At 72.1% G+C, this 17726-nt stretch carries 14 protein-coding genes; 9 read left to right on the top strand and 5 right to left on the bottom strand.

From position 1 onward, the window contains the following. Positions 1-30 precede the first annotated feature (30 nt). The 6 genes from HEQ75_RS00485 (at position 31) to HEQ75_RS00460 (ending at position 5849) form a co-directional block, all read left to right on the top strand. Positions 31-1233: an ABC transporter substrate-binding protein gene (locus HEQ75_RS00485; RefSeq protein ID WP_168027144.1), complete on the top strand. Its 1203-nt coding sequence runs from the start codon at positions 31-33 to the stop codon at positions 1231-1233. 24 nt (positions 1234-1257) lie between these two features. Further along, positions 1258-2127 carry a branched-chain amino acid ABC transporter permease gene (locus HEQ75_RS00480; protein WP_168026947.1) on the top strand — a complete coding sequence of 290 codons (870 nt, stop codon included), beginning with the start codon at positions 1258-1260 and terminating at the stop codon, positions 2125-2127. Continuing rightward, positions 2127-3029, top strand: coding sequence for a branched-chain amino acid ABC transporter permease (locus HEQ75_RS00475; protein ID WP_168026946.1), 903 nt, complete (start codon positions 2127-2129; stop codon positions 3027-3029). Before HEQ75_RS00480 ends, HEQ75_RS00475 begins: the two co-directional genes overlap by 1 nt. Continuing rightward, positions 3026-3520, top strand: coding sequence for a GAF domain-containing protein (locus tag HEQ75_RS00470; protein ID WP_168026945.1), 495 nt, complete (start codon positions 3026-3028; stop codon positions 3518-3520). The genes HEQ75_RS00475 and HEQ75_RS00470 overlap by 4 nt, the downstream gene beginning before the upstream one ends. Before the next feature lie 109 nt (positions 3521-3629). Further along, positions 3630-4817 (top strand): hypothetical protein, encoded by a 1188-nt coding sequence (locus HEQ75_RS00465; RefSeq protein ID WP_168026944.1) that lies wholly within the window; start codon positions 3630-3632, stop codon positions 4815-4817. Positions 4818-4859: 42 nt separating this feature from the next. Then, entirely contained in the window at positions 4860-5849 is a 990-nt protein-coding gene (locus HEQ75_RS00460) for a Bug family tripartite tricarboxylate transporter substrate binding protein (protein ID WP_168026943.1), read from the top strand. Between the two features lie 20 nt (positions 5850-5869). Here HEQ75_RS00460 and HEQ75_RS00455 read toward each other — a convergent pair whose 3' ends face one another. The 5 genes from HEQ75_RS00455 to HEQ75_RS00435 all read right to left on the bottom strand — a co-directional run bounded on the left by HEQ75_RS00455 (position 5870) and on the right by HEQ75_RS00435 (position 13148). Further along, positions 5870-7123, bottom strand: coding sequence for an MFS transporter (locus tag HEQ75_RS00455; protein ID WP_168026942.1), 1254 nt, complete (start codon positions 7121-7123; stop codon positions 5870-5872). Between the two features lie 6 nt (positions 7124-7129). Then, positions 7130-9082 carry a BCCT family transporter gene (locus tag HEQ75_RS00450; RefSeq protein ID WP_168026941.1) on the bottom strand — a complete coding sequence of 651 codons (1953 nt, stop codon included), beginning with the start codon at positions 9080-9082 and terminating at the stop codon, positions 7130-7132. 285 nt (positions 9083-9367) lie between these two features. After that, positions 9368-10024, bottom strand: a complete 657-nt coding sequence (locus HEQ75_RS00445; protein WP_168026940.1) for a glutathione S-transferase family protein — start codon at positions 10022-10024, stop codon at positions 9368-9370. A 98-nt stretch (positions 10025-10122) separates the two neighbouring features. After that, entirely contained in the window at positions 10123-11337 is a 1215-nt protein-coding gene (locus HEQ75_RS00440) for a M24 family metallopeptidase (RefSeq protein ID WP_168026939.1), read from the bottom strand. Beyond that, a complete protein-coding gene (locus tag HEQ75_RS00435; RefSeq protein ID WP_168026938.1) occupies positions 11334-13148 on the bottom strand; it encodes an ABC-F family ATP-binding cassette domain-containing protein in 1815 nt (604 codons plus the stop codon). Before HEQ75_RS00435 ends, HEQ75_RS00440 begins: the two co-directional genes overlap by 4 nt. A gap of 128 nt (positions 13149-13276) precedes the next feature. On the opposite strand from HEQ75_RS00435, the gene HEQ75_RS00430 reads away from it, so the two are divergent. From HEQ75_RS00430 to HEQ75_RS00420, 3 genes are read left to right on the top strand one after another with little or no spacing between them, the layout of a single operon-like run. Then, positions 13277-14272: a Bug family tripartite tricarboxylate transporter substrate binding protein gene (locus HEQ75_RS00430; protein ID WP_168026937.1), complete on the top strand. Its 996-nt coding sequence runs from the start codon at positions 13277-13279 to the stop codon at positions 14270-14272. Positions 14273-14312: 40 nt separating this feature from the next. Then, positions 14313-16034, top strand: a complete 1722-nt coding sequence (locus tag HEQ75_RS00425) for a M28 family peptidase (RefSeq protein ID WP_168026936.1) — start codon at positions 14313-14315, stop codon at positions 16032-16034. Further along, complete coding sequence (locus tag HEQ75_RS00420) at positions 16031-17713, top strand: methyltransferase domain-containing protein (protein ID WP_168026935.1); 1683 nt, start codon at positions 16031-16033, stop codon at positions 17711-17713. The genes HEQ75_RS00425 and HEQ75_RS00420 overlap by 4 nt, the downstream gene beginning before the upstream one ends. Positions 17714-17726: the final 13 nt, after the last annotated feature.

Here is a 17726-nt window from a genome sequence, read left to right as displayed (position 1 = left end):
AACGACAGGACAAGGGAAGCTGACGGTATGATGCAGACGAATCTCGGGCGCCGCGCCGCCCTGCTGGGCGCCGCCGGTGCGGCTTCCGCCTTCGCCATCGGCGGCCGCGCCTTCGCCCAGACCCAGCCCCTGGTCTTCGGCGCGCTGCCGCCGCTGACCGGCGCCGGCGGCCCCTATGGCCCGGCCATGCTGCGCGCCGCGCAGGGCGTGGTGGAAGCCGCCAACAGCGCCGGCGGCGTCAAGGGAAGGCAGATCCGCCTGGCCTTCGAGGACGACCAGACCAACCCGGATGCCGGCGTGCGCGGCGCCCGCAAGCTGATCGACGTGGACCGGGTGCAGGCGCTGATGGGCACCTGGGCATCCTCCGTCACCACCGCCGTGGCGCCGCTGTGCTGGGAAAACCGGGTGCCGCTGTTCACCGTCTCCGGCGCCGACAGCATCACCCTGCTGCCGCACCAGGGCCACATCTTCCGCACCCAGCCCAACAGCCGCCTGCAGATCACCACCGGCAGCAACTGGCTGATCGCCAAGGGCGCGAAGCGCGTCTTCCACATCGCCGCCCAGAGCCCCTTCGCACAGTCCAGCCAGGAGGTGATGACGGAACGCTTCTCCGCCGCCGGCGGCAGCGTGGTGGGCTTCATCATCTACGAGAGCAACAAGACCGCCTTCCGCTCCGAGGTCGACCAGATCATGCGGGCGCGGCCGGACACGGTGGTGCTGAACGGCTACCGCCCGGATGTCACCATCCTGCTGCGCGAGCTGTTCCGCGCCGGCTATGACGGCCGCCGCTTCACCTTCGCCTATGCCGCCCCGCCGGCGATCTTCGAATCCCTGCCGAACGAGGTGACCAACGGCCTCACCACCTTCCAGCCCAGCCCGGATCTGAACAGCACCGCCTTCAACCGGCTGAAGGCCAGCTTCGGCAGCACCGATGTGGACCCCTATTCGGCCCAGGTGCACGACCACGCCAGCCTGGCGATCCTGGCGGCGGCCAAGGCGGCGGAGGCCACCGGCACCGGCATCCGCGACGCGGTACGCAGCATCTGCCAGGGCGACGGCACCAAGGTGGACAACGTCACGGACGGGTTGAAGCTGATCGCCGCCGGCCAGGCGGTGAACTTCGAAGGCGCCTCCGGCCCCTGCGAATTCGATGAGCGCGGCGACATCCGCGGCACCAAGTTCCGCTACGACGTGGCCGAGGGCGGCCGCTACCGCATGCTCGAACTCGCCTGACCCAGGGCTGGAAGAGACGCCGGGATGGAAGATTGGCGTGACCTCGTTCAGGTGCTGCTGAACGGGGTCATGGCGGGCAGCGTGCTGATGCTGCCCGCCATCGGCTTCAACTGCATCTTCGCGGTGCTGCGCTACCCCAACTTCGCCATTGCCGGCTTCGCCACGATCGGCGCCTTCGCCGGCTGGGTGGCGAATGCGGTGTATGGCTGGCCGATCGGGCTGGCCCTGCCGCTGGCCTTCCTGGCCTCCGGCGCCGTGGCGCTGCTGGCGGAGGAAGCGGCCTTCCGGCCGCTGCGCGCGGCCGGGCCGCTGACGGTCGCCATCGCCTCCGTCGCCATGACCATCCTGCTGGAGAATGTGATCCGCTTCGGCTTCGGCAATGATCTGCGCGGCTATGACCTGCCGATCCTGCGCGACTGGCGCTTCGACGGCATCCGCGTGAACCCGCAGCAATTGCAGAACACCGGCTACGCCATCGTCGCCGCCGCGGCGCTGTTCCTGCTGCTCGGCTTCTCCCGCCTCGGGCGGGCGATGCGGGCGGTGGCCGACAATCCCGTGCTGGCGGACATCAAGGGGGTGGACCCCAACCGCATCGCCCGCGTCGCCGTCTTCATCGGCGGCGGGCTGGCCGGCTTCGGCGGCATGCTGATCGGCATCGATACCTCGATCGACCCGCTCACCGGCTTCCGCGTCGTGCTCTCGGTGTTTGCCGCGGCCGTGGTCGGCGGGCTCGGCTCCATCCCCGGCGCGGCGCTCGGGGCCATGGTGGTGGGCGTGGGGGAGGAGATGGCCGGCGTGGTGTTGCAGCCCGCCTACCGCAGCGTCACCGCCTTCCTCGCCATCCTGCTGGTGCTGATGTTCCGGCCGCAGGGGCTGCTCGGGGGGCGGAACTGATGGAAGCCTATCTCGTCGCCATGCTGGTCTTCGCCGGCCTCTATGCGCTGATGGCGCTCGGGCTTAACGTGATCTGGGGCCTGGCGGGCATGGTCAATCTCGGCCTGGTCGGCTTTGTCGGGCTCGGCGCCTATGCCTCCGCCCTGCTGACCACGAAGCTGTTCTGGCCGATGCCGCTGGGCTGGGCGGCGGGCGCCGTGGTGGCGGCCGCGGCGGGCGCCGGCATGGCGCTGATCGTGGCGCGGCTGCGCGGCGACTACCTGGCCATCGTCACGCTGGGCTTCGCCGAGGTGATTCGCCTGGTCGCCTCCAACGAGATATGGCTGACCAACGGCACGGATGGCATTTCCGGCATTCCCGGGCCGTGGCGGGGCGATGTCTCGCCGCAGGGCTTCAACCTGATCTATCTCGGCATCGTCTGGGCCGCCGTGGCGGTGGCCTTCATCCTGCTGGCGCGGCTGTCGCATTCCCCCTTCGGCCGGGTGCTGCGCGCGATCCGGGAGGATGAGGACGTGGCCGCCGTCGCCGGCAAGCCGGTGCTGTGGTTCAAGGTGCGCGCCTTCACCATCGGCGCCGCGGTGCTGGGCGCGGCCGGCGCGCTCTACGCCCATTACAACGCCTATATCGCGCCCGAGGGCTTCGCGCCGCTGCTGACCATCTACATCGTGCTGGCGCTGACCGCCGGCGGCGTGGGCGCCATGCGCGGGGCGATTATCGGCGCGCTGTTCGTCATGCTGCTGCTGGAGGGCACGCGCTTCCTCTCCGGCGCCATCCCGGGCGTCAGCCCGGTGCAGAAGGCGGCGCTGCGCGAAGGCGCCATCGCCCTCAGCCTGATCCTGCTGCTGCGCTTCCGGCCGCAGGGCCTGATCCCCGAGACAACCCGCACCAAGGCGTCCCCATGACCCGCCCCGTTCCCGACTTTGCCCCCGTTGTCGATGCCATGGGCCAGCCCGGCCAGCCCGGCGCGCTGTTCGACGCCCTCGATGCCGCCATGGGCCAGGCCATCGGCCACAAGCTGTTCACCATCCTGGTGATCCATCCGGGCGCGCAGGAAAGCCAGCGGTACTACTCCAACATGCCGCAGGAATACCCGGTGGGCGGCCGCAAGCCGATCACCACCACGCCCTGGTTCCAGAAGGTGCTGGGGGAGGGCGTGCCCTATGTGGGCTACACCTATGCCGACATCACCGACGTCTTCTACGACCACGCGCTAATCCGCAGCCTGGGCTGCGAGAGCGTGCTGAACGTGCCCGTCCGCTGGAACGGCGCCAGCATCGCCACAATCAACCTGCTGCACGCGGCCGGCTGGTACAGCGAGGCGGACATCGCCACCGCCCGGCATTTCGCCGCGCTGGCCGTGCCCGGCGTGCTGCAGGTGATCGCGGCCGGGTAGCGCCGCCGCCCTGCCGTCCAACCTTCCAATCGGGGGCTGGACGGCCCCCGCCTGCCTCCGCAATACTTAGGGATGTAAGGGTCTCAACGACCCGGCGGAGGAAACACCCATGTCGCGCTTCCCGACGCGCATCGAAGACATCCTGGCCGCGCCGACGCGCCGCGGCCTGCCGCGGCCGGTGCAGCACCCCCCGGCCGATCTCGGCGCCTATCTGCGCGGCGTGGACAATTTCTGCCGGGTGATGGCGATCCGCCCCGGCGACCATGTGGTGATGCTGACCGATCCGCTGCTGGACCCGCGCGTGATCCAGGCGGTGCAGGGCCTGGCGCGCGGCCGCGGCGCCACCTTCGCCAGCTACATGGGCGAAAGCACGCGCTACGTGACGGTGCCGGAGGAAGCGAAGGAGATGCTCTCCCGCGCCACCTTCGTGGTCTCCACCTGGTTCGCCTCGGTGCTGGATCCCTACTGCATCGGGCTGCGCCGCAACCAGGGGCAGCGCTGGGTGAAGATCACCTTCTTCCGCGACCTGGATTTGCTGCACACGCCGCAGGCGCAGTTCCCGCTGGATCTGCTGGGCGAGATCATCCGCGCCACCGGCCGCCTGTTCCCCGAACAGGGCGACTTCACGCTCCGCCTGTCCGACCCGCGCGGCACGGATCTCCGCATCCCCTACACCGATGCGATGCTGCAGCACCTGCGGCGCCACAACCGCTGGCGCGGCCACAATGTGGCGGATGAGCCGGGCTGCTACGTGCACTACCTGCCGACGCATGGGCCGAACCTGTTCGAATACTCAATGGTCGGGCTGAAGCCGGAGGACAAGGTGGGCATCACCGGCACCGTCTGGGCGAACTGGGCGGTGGGCTTCGACAAGCCCTTCGAAAGCCCGGTCGGCGTCGAATTCAAGGACGATCTGGTGCACGCCGTGCACGGCGAGGGCTTCGCGGCGGAGGTGCTGCGCGACTACCTGATCGGCGGGACGCTGGAGGAGTTGGGCTGCGGCCACAACCCGAAGGCGCCGCGCTTCGACATCTACCCGGCCGGCCCGAATTCCCCGGGCAGCCTGCATGTCGGCATCAACGCGCCCAAGCCCTCGGACTATCTGCGCCGGGTGATGCCGAACTGGGAGGAGCCGCACATCCACATGGACCTGGTGCTCTACGACGCCACGGTGACGGCGGGGAACCGCCCGCTGGTCGAGGATGGCTACCTGCTGTCGCTGCGCGATCCGAAGGTGCGTGCGCTGGCGGAGACCTATGGCGATCCGGTGGACCTGCTGGAAGCCTGGCCGGTCTAAGCGGGACACGGCGGCGACAGAAGACGATCAAGGGAGGAAGCAATGGATCACGGGAACGGGCCGCGCCTGACGCGGCGGGGTGCGCTGGCGGCCGGGCTGATGCTGGCGGCGGGCGGGGCAAGGGCGCAGGCGACCTATCCGGACCGGCCGATCCGGCTGGTGGTGCCCTTCCTGGCCGGTGGCGGTGGCGACACGCTCTCGCGCCTCGCCACCGGCCCGGCGCAGGCCCGCCTCGGCCAGACCCTGGTGGTGGAGAACCGCCCCGGCGCCGGCGGCAATGTCGGCGCGGAGGTCGCCGCCCGCGCCGCGCCGGATGGCTACACCCTGTTCTACGGTACCAACGGCACCCATGCGATCAACGAGGCGCTGTACCCCCGCCTCAACTTCCGCCCGCATGAGGATTTCACCCCCGTCGCGCCGCTGTCGCGCATCGTGCTGGTGGTGCTGGTGAAGCGCGAGCTGCCGGTGGAGACCCTGCCGGCGCTGATCGCCTGGCTGAAGGCCAACCCCGGCAAGGCCAGCTACGGCTCCGCCGGCAACGGCACCACGGGCCACATCGCGGCGGAGATGTTCCGCATGGCGGCGGGCGTGGACATCCTGCACGTGCCCTATCGCGGCAATGCGGCGGCGATGACGGACCTCGCCGCCGGGCGCATCGACATGGCGATCGAGCTGATCCCGGCCGCCTTCGCCGCCATGCAGAATGCCGCGGTGCGGACGCTGGCCGTCACCTCCGCCACGCCGCTGGCCACGCATCCCAACCTGCCCACCGTGGCCTCCGTCCTGCCGGGGTTCCAGGTCAGCGCCTGGGACGGCATCTTTGCGCCGGCCGGCACGCCCGAGCCGATGATCGCGCGGCTGAACGCGGCGTTCAGCGAAGGGCTGCGGCAGGAATCGGTGGTGGCCGCGCTGCGCGCCCGTGGGGCCGAACCGGCGCCGATGATGAGCCCGGCGGAATTCGCCGCCTTCATCGCGACGGAACGGGTGCGCTGGGGGGCGGCGGTGCGGGCTTCCGGCGCGCAGCTCGGCTGACCGGACCCACGGCCGCTGGCCTATGGGCCGCCCTGGTCCGGCGCCGGCTCCGCCCCCGGGGCGATGACGGCGCCGACCGTGGCGGTGGCGGCGACGTCGAAGCTTTCCCTTGCTTCCGGCGCGGGGGCGGCGCGCCGGCGCAGCCGCCACAGCACGAAGCCCAGCAGCGCCGCCTGGGTCGCGGCGATGAACAGGAACAGGCCGCCGCCCGGCATCGCCCGCATCAGCAGCGCCGCGCCCATCGGCCCGGCGATGGACCCCAGCCCATTGACCAGCAGCAGTGAGGAGGCGGTGCCGACATAGTCGGTCGGGTCCGCATGGTCGTAGGCATGCGCCGCGGCGATGGAATAGCAGGGCAGGGCGCAACCGCCGAAGGCGGCCGCCAGCACCAGCAGCCAGGCGAAGCCGGCAGGTCCGCTGGGTCGCGCCAGCCCCAGCGCGAGCGCCACGCCGATGGCGGCAACCAGCAGCCCGGCCAGGACCAGGCGCCGGTCCATGCGGTCCGACAGTCGGCCGATCGGCAGTTGCGTCACCGCCCCGGCCAGCACCGCCACCGTCATGAACACCGCCGCCGCATTCTCATCCAGCCCGAAGCCGGTGGCCGAGACCGCGCCCAGCCCCCAGAAGGCGCCATTGGCCAGCCCCACCATCAGGCTGGCCACCAGCCCGACCGGGGAGGCGCGCCAAAGCCGCCCCGGCCGGAACCGCACATCCGTCACCGGCGCCGGCTGCGGCGCCCGGCTGAGCGCCACGGGGATGGCAGCGACGCTGATCAGGATCCCCGCCACCGCGAACAGCTCGAACCCCGCCACCGGATAGGCCAGCACCATCATCTGCCCGGCGGCGATGGCGGCGTGGTTGATCATCACGTAGGTGCCCAGCAGCAGGCCGCGGGTGGCGTTGGTGGCGCGGTCGTTCAGCCAGGATTCCACCACCAGGTAGAACACCGCGAGCCCGTAGCCGAAGCCGAAGCGCATCACCGCCCAGGCCACTTCGCCCACCAGCAGCGGATAGGCGAAGGCGACGGCGGAAACGCCACAGACCACCGCGGCGAAGGCCCGGATGTGCCCGGCGCGGCCCACCAGATGCGGCCCGTGCAGGCACCCCGCCACGAAGCCTGCGAAATAGGCGGAGCCGAGCAGGCCGATCGCCACCGGCCCGAAGCCCTCCACCACGCCGCGCAGCGGCAGCAGCAGGGTCAGCAGACCATGCCCCGTCAGCAGCAGCGCCACGCCGCCGAACAGCGAGCTGGCCGAGAGAAGGACCCCCGACATGGGCGATCAGCGGTTCTTGCGGGCCAGGGCGCGGTCCATCACCCCCATCACATCCCCGATGATGTCCTCCCGCGTCCAGCCGAAGACATCGTAGCCGGCACCGGCCACCTCCGCGCGCCACCAGCGATGCCGGCTGGCCTCCGTCGGCTGCGCGCCGGCCAGGGCGAAGGCGGCCTCCTTCATCGGGCGCAGCTGCACCGCATAGGTGAAGCGCGCGCCACCCGGCAGTTCGGCGGCCAGCTGGGTGCGGCCGTCGCCGGTCGCCAGCTCGGTCTGCGCGCCGCGCTTGCGCAACTCTTCCGCCACCGCCTCCAGCGCCGGGCGCACGGCGGCGTCCAGGTGCCGTTCGGCGGTGCCGCGGCTGGGGCGGTGCAGCGCCGCGCCCAGCCGGCGCTGCCAGCCTTCCGCCGCGGCCGGCGCGCGGGCCGGCACCAGCCCGGTGCGCGCCGCTTCCTCCTCCCCCAGCGACCGAACCAGGCCCCAGCAGGCCACCAGCATGATGGCGGTGAAGGGCAGGGCGCCGATCAGCGAGGCCGTCTGCAGGGCGGAAAGCCCGCCAGCCAGCAGCAGCACCGCCGCCAGCGCGCCGATGGACACGCACCAGAAGATGCGCTGCCACACCGGATTCTCCTCCGACCCGCCGGAGGCGATGGTGTCCACCACCAGCGCCGCGCTGTCGGCGGAGGTGACGAAGAAGGTCACGATCAGCAGCGTCGCCACCCAGCCGGAGATGGCCGACAGCGGCAGCGCGTCGAGGAAGCGGAACAGCGCCGTGGTCACGTCCGCCCCCACGGCGGCGGACAGCCAGCCGCCCTGGGCCATGTCCATCTGGATGGCCGTGTTCCCGAAGATCGTCATCCAGGCGAAGGTGAAACCGGCCGGGGCCACCAGCACGCCGAGCACGAATTCCTTGATCGTCCGGCCGCGGCTGACGCGGGCGATGAACATGCCGACGAAGGGCGACCAGGCGATCCACCAGGCCCAGTAGAGCAGGGTCCAGCCGCCCAGCCAGCCGGAGGGCTCGTAGGCGTGCAGCCGGAAGGTTCGGCCGACGATGTCGGCCAGGTAGGCGCCGGTGTTCTGCACGAAGGCCTGCACCAGGAACAGCGTCGGCCCGGTGGCCAGCACGAAGCCCATCAGCGCCCCGGCCAGCACCAGGTTCAGGATGGACAAGCGCCGGATGCCGGCATCCAGCCCGAGGAGGACGGAGCCCAGGGCGATGCCGATGATGCCGATGATCAGCACCACCTGCACCCAGGGCCCGGTCGGCATCCCCGTGAGATGCGCCAGCCCCGCATTGGCCTGCGCCGCGCCATAGCCGAGCGAGGTGGCGACGCCGAGCATGGTGCCGATCACCGCGAAGGTGTCCACCGCATGCCCCGGCCAGCCGCGGAACCGCTCGCCCAGGAAGGGATACAGCGCGGAGCGCAACGTCAGCGGCAGGCCGCGGCGGAAGCCGAAATAGGCCAGCACCAGCCCCACCATGGCGTAGACCGCCCAGGCATGCAGCCCCCAGTGGAAGAAGGTGGAGATCATCGCCTCCCGCGCCGCGCCGAAGCTCTGCGGGGTGGCCAGGGTGCCGGGCGGCGGCGTGGCGTAGTGCATCACCGGCTCCGCCACGCCGAAGAACATCAGGCCGATGCCCATGCCGGCGCTGAACAGCATGGCGAACCAGGACCCGTTGTCGAATTCCGGCGTCTCGTCATCCGCGCCGAGCCGCACCGAACCATGCCGGCCGAAGGCCAGCATGATGGCGACCAGCAGGAAGATCGCGACGGCCAGCATGTAGAACCAGCCGAAATGCCCGATCACCCAGGCCTGGCCGCGGGAGAAGGCGGCCGCCGCCCGCTCGGGCCAAAGTCCCGCGAACAGCACAAGGGCGAGCAGCACCGCGCCCGAGGCCAGGAAAACCGGCCAGCACAGGCCCCTGCGGGGGGGGATGGCCGGCGCCTCAGCCATGCGGGCCGGCGCCGCGCCGGCGGAGGGTGGCGTTCTGCGTTGTCATGCCTGGCTCCCTGGCAGGTGGTTCGGGATGAGGCGGCCCGGGATGGCCCGGGGTCGAACGCAGCGCAACCCACGGAGGTTGCAACGCGGCGCCGTGGCGCACCGCCTCCGGTCTTGCCCGGCCCGCCGGGACAGGGCGCAGGCGCTTGATTCAGGCTGATTCGGCCGCGCGGTTCGGCCCGCCGGCCGGCGGCGCGGCGGGCGCCTTCACGGTTGCGTGCCCGCCGGCCGGGGCCTGGATCAGGCGGGCTCGCGCTCCCGGTCGGCCATCATCCGGCGGAAGGCGGGGCGGGCGTGGCAGGCTTCCATCCAGGCCTTCACCCGTGGTGCATCGGTGAACAGTTCCGGTGCCGGCAGGGCGTAGCGCATCACCTCCGCCACATTGATGTCGGCCACGGTGAAGCGGCCGCCGACCAGGAAGGAGCTTTCCGCCAGCGCCCGGTCCAGCACCGCCACGGGGTTGCGCAGCGCGGCGACCGCGGCCTCGGCCTTCGCCGCGTCGCGCTCCGCCGGCGGCTTGCCGACGCGGTTGTAGAGGATCTCGATGCTGTGCGGCTCCACCTCGGTGGCCGCCCAGAGGCTCCACATGCCCATCAGCCCGTCCTCGGCCGCATCGGCCGGCCCCAGCGCGCCACCATGGCGGCGGGCGAGGTAGAGGTTGATGGCGAGGCTTTCGTGCAGCACCAGCCCGTCATCCACCAGCGACGGAATGTGGCCGTTCGGATTGACCGCGAGGAAATCGGGCGAGCGGGTGTGCAGCGGCGCGTCCGGCGCCTCGGGGTCCGCCAGGCGATAGGCCTGGATCACCGGCACATGCCGGAAGTCCAGCCCCGCCTCATGCAGCAGCCACGCATTGCGCGAGGCGCGGGACCGCAGGCAGCCATACAGCGTCAGCATCGTGCTTCACTCCCCATGCCCGGGCGTCGTCACGCCCTCTCTCCGGGCGTCGCCACGCCCCTGCTCCGGGCGTCGTCACGCCCCTGCTCCGGGCGTCGTCACGCCACGCCAAACGGATCATCGACGGATTTCGCCGGTGCGGTCAGCCAGGCCGCGCCGGTCTCGGTGATGACGATGTGGTCCTCCAGCCGGATGCCGAACTCGCCATAGATGGCGATGGTCGGCTCGATGCTGCCGGTGGCGCCGGGGGCCAGGATCTCCTTGCCGCCGCGGACGAAATAGGGCGCCTCATGCACATCCAGGCCGATGCCGTGGCCGGCGCGGTGCGGCAGGCCGGGCACCTTGTGGCCCGGGCCGAAGCCGGCCGCGACCACCACGCCGCGCACCGCATCGTCGATGGCCCCCGCCGCGATGCCCGGCCGCGCCGCGGCGATGCCGGCCGCCTGGGCGGCGTGGTCCAGGTTCCAGATCTGCCGCTGCCGCGCGCTGGGCTCGCCGAAGATGTAGCTGCGGGTGATGTCGGACATGTAGCCATGCAGCGGCGCGCCGACATCGATCAGCACCACGTCGCCCTCCGCCAGCGTCTGCGGATAGGGCACGCCATGCGGATAGGCCGTGGCCTCGCCGAACAGCACGATGGAGAAGGCCGGGCCGGAATCGAAGCCGGCCTTGCGGTGGGCGGCGGCGAGGAAGTCGCCGACCTCGGTCGTCGTCACGCCCGGGCGCAGCGCGCGGGCGGCGGCGGCCTGGATGTCCAGCGTCATGCCCATGGCCTGGCGCAGCAGCGCGACCTCGTGCTCCGATTTGCGCTGCCGCAGATGGCTGGTGACCGGGGCGCTGGCGATGAAGCGGTGGTTCGGCAGCGCGCCGCGCATCCCCTCCGCCACGAAGACCCGCGCCAGGTCATCCAGCGCCACCGTGCCGCCCGCCACATCCGCCGCGCGCAGGATGTCGGTGAAGGCGAGGTAGGGATCCTCATCCTCCTCCCAGCCGCGCACCTCGCCGGGCAGGGTGAGCATGGTCTTCAGCCGCTCCACCTCGAATGCGGGGCAGAGATAGGTCAGCGCGCCGCGCGCCGGCAGCACGGCGCCGACCGGGCGCTCGGACTGGCCATGCCTGAGGCCCGTGAGCCAGGCGAGGTTGGTGGTGCCGTCCAGCCACAGCGCGGCAATGCCGAGTTCCGCCATGCGCGCCTGCGCGGCGGCGAGGCGGCGTGCATGCTCCTCCGCCCCGATCGGCGGCACCGCGTCGCGGCGGTTGGGAATGCGGCCGAGTTCGGTGGCGAAGTCGGACCCGCCGACGCCGATGGTCATCCTTCCAGCTCCTCACGCAGCATTTCCAGGCGCAGCCAATCCTCCTCCGCCGCATCGCGCTCCGCCTGCTTGCGGGCCAGCAGGTTGGTGCGGGCGGTGAAGCCAGCGGGGTCGGCGGTATACAGGTTGGGGTCGGCCAGCGCCTTCTGCAGCACCGCCATCTCCTTCTCCAGCTGCGCGATGCGGCCGGGCAGGGATTCCAGCGCGTGCTTGTCCTTGAAGGACATCCGGGCGCGCGCTTCGGCCCGCGGCGGCGCCGCGCCGCCGCGCGCCTTGTCCGAGGCAGCGGCGGCGGCGCGTTCCTTCGCCTGCACGCCGCGGCCGCGCTGCGCCACCATGTCGGAATAGCCGCCGGCATAGTCCAGCCACTGCCCCTGGCCTTCCGAGGCGATGACATTGGTGGCGACACGGTCCAGGAAGTCGCGGTCGTGGCTGACGACGATGACGGTGCCGCCATACTCGGCCAGCAATTCCTGCAGCAGGTCCAGCGTCTCCAGGTCCAGGTCGTTGGTCGGCTCGTCCAGCACCAGCAGGTTGGACGGCGTGGCCATGGCGCGCGCCAGCATCAGCCGCCCCCGCTCCCCGCCCGACAGCGCGGCGACCGGCGTGCGCGCCTGTTCCGGCAGGAACAGGAAATCCTTCATGTAGCCGACGACGTGCTTCGTCTCCTGCCCCACCCGCACCACGTCGCCGGACCCGCCGGTCAGCGCGTCCTGCAGCGTCGTGGTGGGGTCCAGGCTCTGCCGGGTCTGGTCCAGCGTCACCATCTGCAGGCTGGCGCCCAGCCGCACGATGCCCTCATCCGCCGCCAGCGCGCCGGTCAGCAGCTTCAGCAGCGTGGTCTTGCCGGCGCCGTTCGGCCCGACGATGCCAACCCGGTCGCCGCGCATGACCCGGGTGGAGAAGTCCCGCACCACCGGCGCCGCGCCCGGATAGCCCTTGGTGACGCCTTCCAGCGCAGCAACCATGTTGCCGGAGGCCTCGCCCTCGCTGGCCGCCATGCGCACCGTGCCCGGCGCCGTCACCCGCTCGCGCCGCCGCTTGCGCAGATCCTGCAGCCCGGCCAGTCGCTTGACGTTGCGCTTGCGCCGGGCGGTGACGCCGTAGCGCAGCCAATGCTCCTCCCGCACGATCTTGCGGGCCAGCTTGTGCGCCTGGGTCTCCTCCTCCTCCAGCACCTGGTCGCGCCAGGCTTCGAAATGGGCGAAACCCTGGTCGAGGCGGCGGGTGGTGCCGCGGTCCAGCCAGACCATGGATTTCGAGAGGCGTTCCAGGAAGCGCCGGTCATGGCTGATCAGCACCAGGGCGCTGCGCAGCGGGCCGAGTTCCTGTTCCAGCCATTCGATCGCCGGCAGGTCCAGGTGGTTGGTGGGCTCGTCCAGCAGCAGGATGTCGGGCTCCGGCGCCAGCACGCGGGCGAGTGCCGCGCGCCGCGCCTCGCCACCCGACAGCGTGGCGGGATTCTCGGCCCCGGTCAGGCCGAAGCCTTCCAGCAGCAGCCGCCCGCGATAGGGATCGTCCCCCGGGCCGAGGCCGGCCTCGACATAGGCGCCGGTGGTCGCAAAGCCGGAAAAATCGGGCTCCTGCGGCAGGTAGCGGATGGTCGCGCCCGGCTGGGTGAAGACCGTGCCGGCATCGGGCTCGATGATCCCGGCGGCGATCTTCAGCAGGGTGGATTTGCCCGATCCGTTGCGCCCCACCAGGGCCAGCCGGTCGCCGGGGCCGACCGCAATCTCCGCCCCGTCCAGCAATTGGGTGGAGCCGAGGCGCAGCCGGATGTCGCGCAGGTGCAGCAGGGGGGGAGGAGCCATGCCGGGGGGATTGCGGGGCGACGCGCCGCACGTCAAGCATCGCCGTGGTGCCGGTCCGGCATCGTCTTGCCTCTGCGGCGCGGCCCGTGTCCCATCGCGGCAGCCTCCCCCAGACAAGGACACCGCCGATGCGCCGTCGCTTGCTGCTTTCCGCCATTGCCCTGGCGCCCGCCCAGGCCGCCCTGGCCCAGTCTGCGGCCGCCCAGGCGGCCGCGACGCCGGCCAGCTGGCCGACCCGCCCGGTGCGAATGATCTCCTCCGCCCCGCCGGGCGGGGCCTCCGACATCCTGACGCGCACCCTGGCCCAGGCGCTGCAGGAGCAGACCGGCCAGCCCTTCCCGGTGGAGAACCGCGCCGGCGCCGGCGGGGTCGTCGCCTCCGACCATGTCGCGAAATCGGCGCCGGACGGCTATGCCTGGATGACGACCAATGTCGGCCCCCAGGCCATCTTTCCGTCGCTGCGCCGGGACCTGCCCTATGACACCCGGCGGGATTTCCGCAACATCACGCTGATCGGCACGCTGCCGCTGGTGCTGATCGTCGGGCGCGACCAGCCCTTCCGCGACCTGGCCGGCTACATCGCCGCTGCCAAGGCCCGGCCCGGGGCGATGAATTTCGGCTCCGGCGGCAATGGCACGCTGCACCACCTGACCGGGGAATTGCTGAAGGCCGCCGCCGGCATCGACATCGCCCATGTGCCCTATCGCGGCGCCCAGGCGGCCACGGCGGATGTGATCGGCGGGCGGATCGAAGGGATGTGGGACAGCCTGCCCTCCGCCGCGGTGCACATCCGCAGCGGCGCGGTGCGGCCGCTGGCGCTGTCCACCGCGACGCGCAGCGCCGCCTTCCCGGAGATTCCCACCCTGGCGGAGCAGGGCTTTCCCCAGGTCGTCACCACCAACTGGTTCGGCCTGGCCGGGCCGGCAGGGGTGCCGGAGGATGTGGTCCAGGCCTTCTACGCCCAGCTTCGGCGCGCCCTGGCGAGCGAGGCGGTGCGCACGCGCTATGCCGCCATCGGCGTCACCCCCGGCGGCACCACGCCGGAGGAAACCCAGCGCTACGTCCTGGCCGAGATCGAACGCTGGGCCGGCGTGGTGCGCGCCACCGGCGTGACGTTGGACTGAGCGCTTGCCGATCCCCGCCCGAACACAGGCCCTGACCCCGATGACCACGCCCGACGAAGCCGCGCTGATGGCCACCGCCCGCATCGAGGATGCCTGGTCGCTGGTCGAGCGGTTCTCCACCATGCGGCGCCAGGACCCGGAGGAGGCCGCGGCGGCGGGGGAGGAGATCGTCCGCCGCCTGCGGGCGCTCGGCCTGCCCGTCACGGTGCACCGGCCGCGCCTGTACCTGGCCGTGCCGAAGGCCGCGCAGGTGACGCTCGATGGCCTGCGCCTCCCGGCCCGCCCGGCGCAGCTGGCGGAGACGGCGCCGGAGGGGCTGACGGCACCGCTGGTCTTCGTCGAGAACCCGGTGGGCCCGCCGCCGGGCTGGACACCGGCGAGTGCGCCCCTGTTCGGCCCGGGCTACGACCCGGCGCCGGGCGTGCCGGACCTGCGCGGCCGGCTGGTGGTGTTCCGCGGCATGATCCTGGCGGAGCGCATCCTGCACTTCGCCGCGCTGGGTGCCGCCGGGGTCATCGCGGTGAACCCCGGGCCGGACCGGCATTGGGGCAGCGGCAGCGCCATCTGGGGCACGCCGGACCTGGACGACCTGCCGGGCCGCACGCCCATCCCCGGCTGCGCCGTCAGCGGCCCGGACGGGGAGAAGCTGATCGCCGCCGCCGCCCGCGGCGCCAGCGCCACCCTGACCACGGTGGTGGAGGAAGGCTGGTTCGACCAGGTGCTGCCGGAAGTGCGCATCCCGGGCACCGAGCCCGGCTTCGTGCTGCTGCACGGCCACTACGATTCCTGGGATGTCGGCGTCGGCGACAACGCCACCGGCGATGCCTGCCTGCTGGAGGTCGCCCGCACCCTGCACGCGCATCGGGCCAAGCTGCGGCGCGGCGTGCGTGTCTGCTGGTGGCCCGGCCACTCCACCGGCAAGTTCGCCGGCTCCACCTGGTATGCCGACCAGCACGCGTTGGATCTCGCGCAGCATTGCGTGGCGCATATGAACTGCGACAGCCCCGGCTGCCGCGACGCCACCGACTACCCGACCATTCCCTGGATGGCAGAGAACCGCGCCTTCGTGACGGCGGCGGTGCGCGACGCGACGGGCCAGGTGGCCGGCGGCAAGCGGCCGACGCAATCCAGCGACTTCTCCTTCAACAACCTCGGCATCTCCGGCTGCTTCTCCGCCTCCTCCCGCATCCCGAAGGCGGAGGTGGAACGGCGCGGCTGGTATTTCGTCATGGGCAATGGCGGCAACACCGCCTGGCACACCGACCGCGACCAGCTGGAGGTGGCGGATCCGGGGGTGCTGCTGACCGACATCCGGCTGTATGCGCTGGCCGTGTTCCGCATGGCGACGCAGGCGGCGCTGCCGCTCGACCCCGGCGCGCTGCTGGCGGAGCTGCGGACACACCTCGACCGCTATGCGAAGGCGGCCGGGGAACGATTTGATTTTTCGGATGTTGCGGCGGCCATGGCCGCGCTGGCGGCGCGGCTCGACGCCTTCGAGGGCGCCGGCCCGTCGCCGGCGGTGGCCAGCGCGACGCGGCTCGCCGTGCTGCGCCAACTGGTGCCGCTGGACTACACGAGGGGCACGCGCTGGCGCCGCGATTTCGGCCTGCCGGCGCCGCCCCTGACACATCTGGCGGTGGCGGAAGCGCTGGACCGCTACCCGCCCCAGGCGCTGGGCTTCGCCACCACCCAGCTGCGGCGCGGCGCGAACCATGTGCTGGCCGCCCTCGCCGCCGCCGCCGAGGCCGTGCCCGCCCCGTGACCGAAGCGACCTACGGCCTGGTGGCGAACTCGGACCTGCTGGCGCGCATCCCGCTGGATGCGCGCCGTGTGCTGGATGTGGGCTGCGGCGCGGGCGCGCTGGGGGCGGCCTTCCGGCGGCGCAACCCGGCGGCGGCGCTGATCGGGATCGAGCCCGACCCGGCCCTGGCCGCGCTGGCGGCACCGCATTACGACGCGCTGCACCGCCTGGATGTGGAGGCGGTGGCGCCGCCGCTGGCGCCGGGCAGCCTGGACGCGATGGTGTTCGGTGACGTGCTGGAACACCTGCGCGACCCCTGGGCCGTGCTGGCGCGCGATGCGCCGCTGCTGGCGCCGGGGGGTGTGCTGCTGGCCTGCGTGCCGAACCTGGAGCACTGGTCCTTCACCGCCCGCCTGCTGGCCGGCGGCTGGCGCTACGAGGAGAAGGGCCTGTTCGACCGAACGCATCTGCGCTGGTTCACCGCGGAGGGCATGCGCCAGGCGCTGGAACAGGCCGGGCTGGTGCCGGTGGACGTGGCGCCGCGGGTCTTCGACGCGGAAAAGGCGGAGACCCTGGCGGCTGCGCTGGAACCCGCGCTGGCGGCGCTTGGCACCACGCCGGCGGATTGGCTGCGCCGCGCCGCCCCCCTGCAATATGTCTGGCGCGCCACGCCCCGCGCACCGCGGCGGCTGTTCCTGGCGGCGCGCACCTTGAAGCCGGTGGGCGGCGTGAACGATGTGCGGGTGCTGCAGCCGATGCGTGCCCTGGCCAGCCAGCCCGGCGTGCGGGTGGAGGTCAGCCAGTCCGGCGACCTGCCCGCGCCGCGGGCCGGCCTGCCGCATGTGCTGATCCTGCAGCGCCGCCTCTTGGACAGCCCGCAGGCCGTCGCCTATCTGAAAGCAGCGCGCGCCACCGGCGCGCTGCTGGTGCAGGAATTCGACGACGACCCGGCGCATTGGCCCTCCATCGCGCGCAACGGCAATCTGGCCTTCAGCGGCGTGCATGCGGTGCAGACCTCGACCGAGCCGCTGCGCGCGCTGTTCGCCGCCTGGAACCCGGAGGTCGCGGTCTTCCCCAACACCCTGGCCGAACTGCCGGAGCCGGCGAATTTCCGGGATCCGGGCCGGCTGACGCTGTTCTTCGGCGCGCTGAACCGGGAAGCCGACATCGCCCCCTTCCTGCCCGCCCTGAACCAGGCCCTGGCCGAGGCCGATGGCCGGCTGGCGGTGGAGGTGGTGCATGACCGCACCAGCCATGCGGCGCTGGCGACGCCGCACAAGCGGTTCACGCCCACGGCGGACTACGCCGGCTATCGCGCGGTGCTGGCGCGCTGTGAACTGGCCTTCCTGCCCTTGGCCGATACCCGGTTCAACCGCATGAAATCCGACCTCAAGGCGGTGGAGGCCGGCGGCCATCGCCTGTGCTGCCTGGCCAGCCCGGTGGTCTATGCCGGCACCCTGCGGCATGGCGAAACCGGGCTGATCCTGCCGACGCCGGAGGCGCTGCTGGCCGCCCTGCGGTCGCTGCTGGCCGATCGCGGCCGGGCGCTGGCGATGGCGGAGGCGGCGCGCGCCTGGGTGCGGTCGGAGCGGCTGCTGGCGCAGCAGCTCGGCCTCCGCCGGGCCTGGTATGACAGCCTCTGGCAGCGGCGCGCGGCGCTGGATGCGGCGCTGCTGCGGCGGGTCCCGCAGCTGGCGTGATCCGTGCCCTGGA

This window comes from Falsiroseomonas selenitidurans, assembly GCF_012103215.1.
In the GTDB taxonomy this organism is placed as follows: domain Bacteria; phylum Pseudomonadota; class Alphaproteobacteria; order Acetobacterales; family Acetobacteraceae; genus Falsiroseomonas; species Falsiroseomonas selenitidurans.
The sequence above is the reverse complement of the archived record's forward strand: the minus strand, read 5'-3'. Positions and strand labels throughout refer to the sequence as shown.

Excerpts from the sequence above, each read along its gene's own strand:
- HEQ75_RS00485 (WP_168027144.1), top strand. The coding sequence starts at position 31 with ATGCAGACGAATCTCGGGCGCCGCGCCGCCCTGCTGGGCGCCGCCGGT.
- HEQ75_RS00480 (WP_168026947.1), top strand. The coding sequence starts at position 1,258 with ATGGAAGATTGGCGTGACCTCGTTCAGGTGCTGCTGAACGGGGTCATG.
- HEQ75_RS00475 (WP_168026946.1), top strand. The coding sequence starts at position 2,127 with ATGGAAGCCTATCTCGTCGCCATGCTGGTCTTCGCCGGCCTCTATGCG.
- HEQ75_RS00470 (WP_168026945.1), top strand. The coding sequence starts at position 3,026 with ATGACCCGCCCCGTTCCCGACTTTGCCCCCGTTGTCGATGCCATGGGC.
- HEQ75_RS00465 (WP_168026944.1), top strand. The coding sequence starts at position 3,630 with ATGTCGCGCTTCCCGACGCGCATCGAAGACATCCTGGCCGCGCCGACG.
- HEQ75_RS00460 (WP_168026943.1), top strand. The coding sequence starts at position 4,860 with ATGGATCACGGGAACGGGCCGCGCCTGACGCGGCGGGGTGCGCTGGCG.
- HEQ75_RS00455 (WP_168026942.1), bottom strand. The coding sequence starts at position 7,123 with ATGTCGGGGGTCCTTCTCTCGGCCAGCTCGCTGTTCGGCGGCGTGGCG.
- HEQ75_RS00450 (WP_168026941.1), bottom strand. The coding sequence starts at position 9,082 with ATGGCTGAGGCGCCGGCCATCCCCCCCCGCAGGGGCCTGTGCTGGCCG.
- HEQ75_RS00445 (WP_168026940.1), bottom strand. The coding sequence starts at position 10,024 with ATGCTGACGCTGTATGGCTGCCTGCGGTCCCGCGCCTCGCGCAATGCG.
- HEQ75_RS00440 (WP_168026939.1), bottom strand. The coding sequence starts at position 11,337 with ATGACCATCGGCGTCGGCGGGTCCGACTTCGCCACCGAACTCGGCCGC.
- HEQ75_RS00435 (WP_168026938.1), bottom strand. The coding sequence starts at position 13,148 with ATGGCTCCTCCCCCCCTGCTGCACCTGCGCGACATCCGGCTGCGCCTC.
- HEQ75_RS00430 (WP_168026937.1), top strand. The coding sequence starts at position 13,277 with ATGCGCCGTCGCTTGCTGCTTTCCGCCATTGCCCTGGCGCCCGCCCAG.
- HEQ75_RS00425 (WP_168026936.1), top strand. The coding sequence starts at position 14,313 with ATGACCACGCCCGACGAAGCCGCGCTGATGGCCACCGCCCGCATCGAG.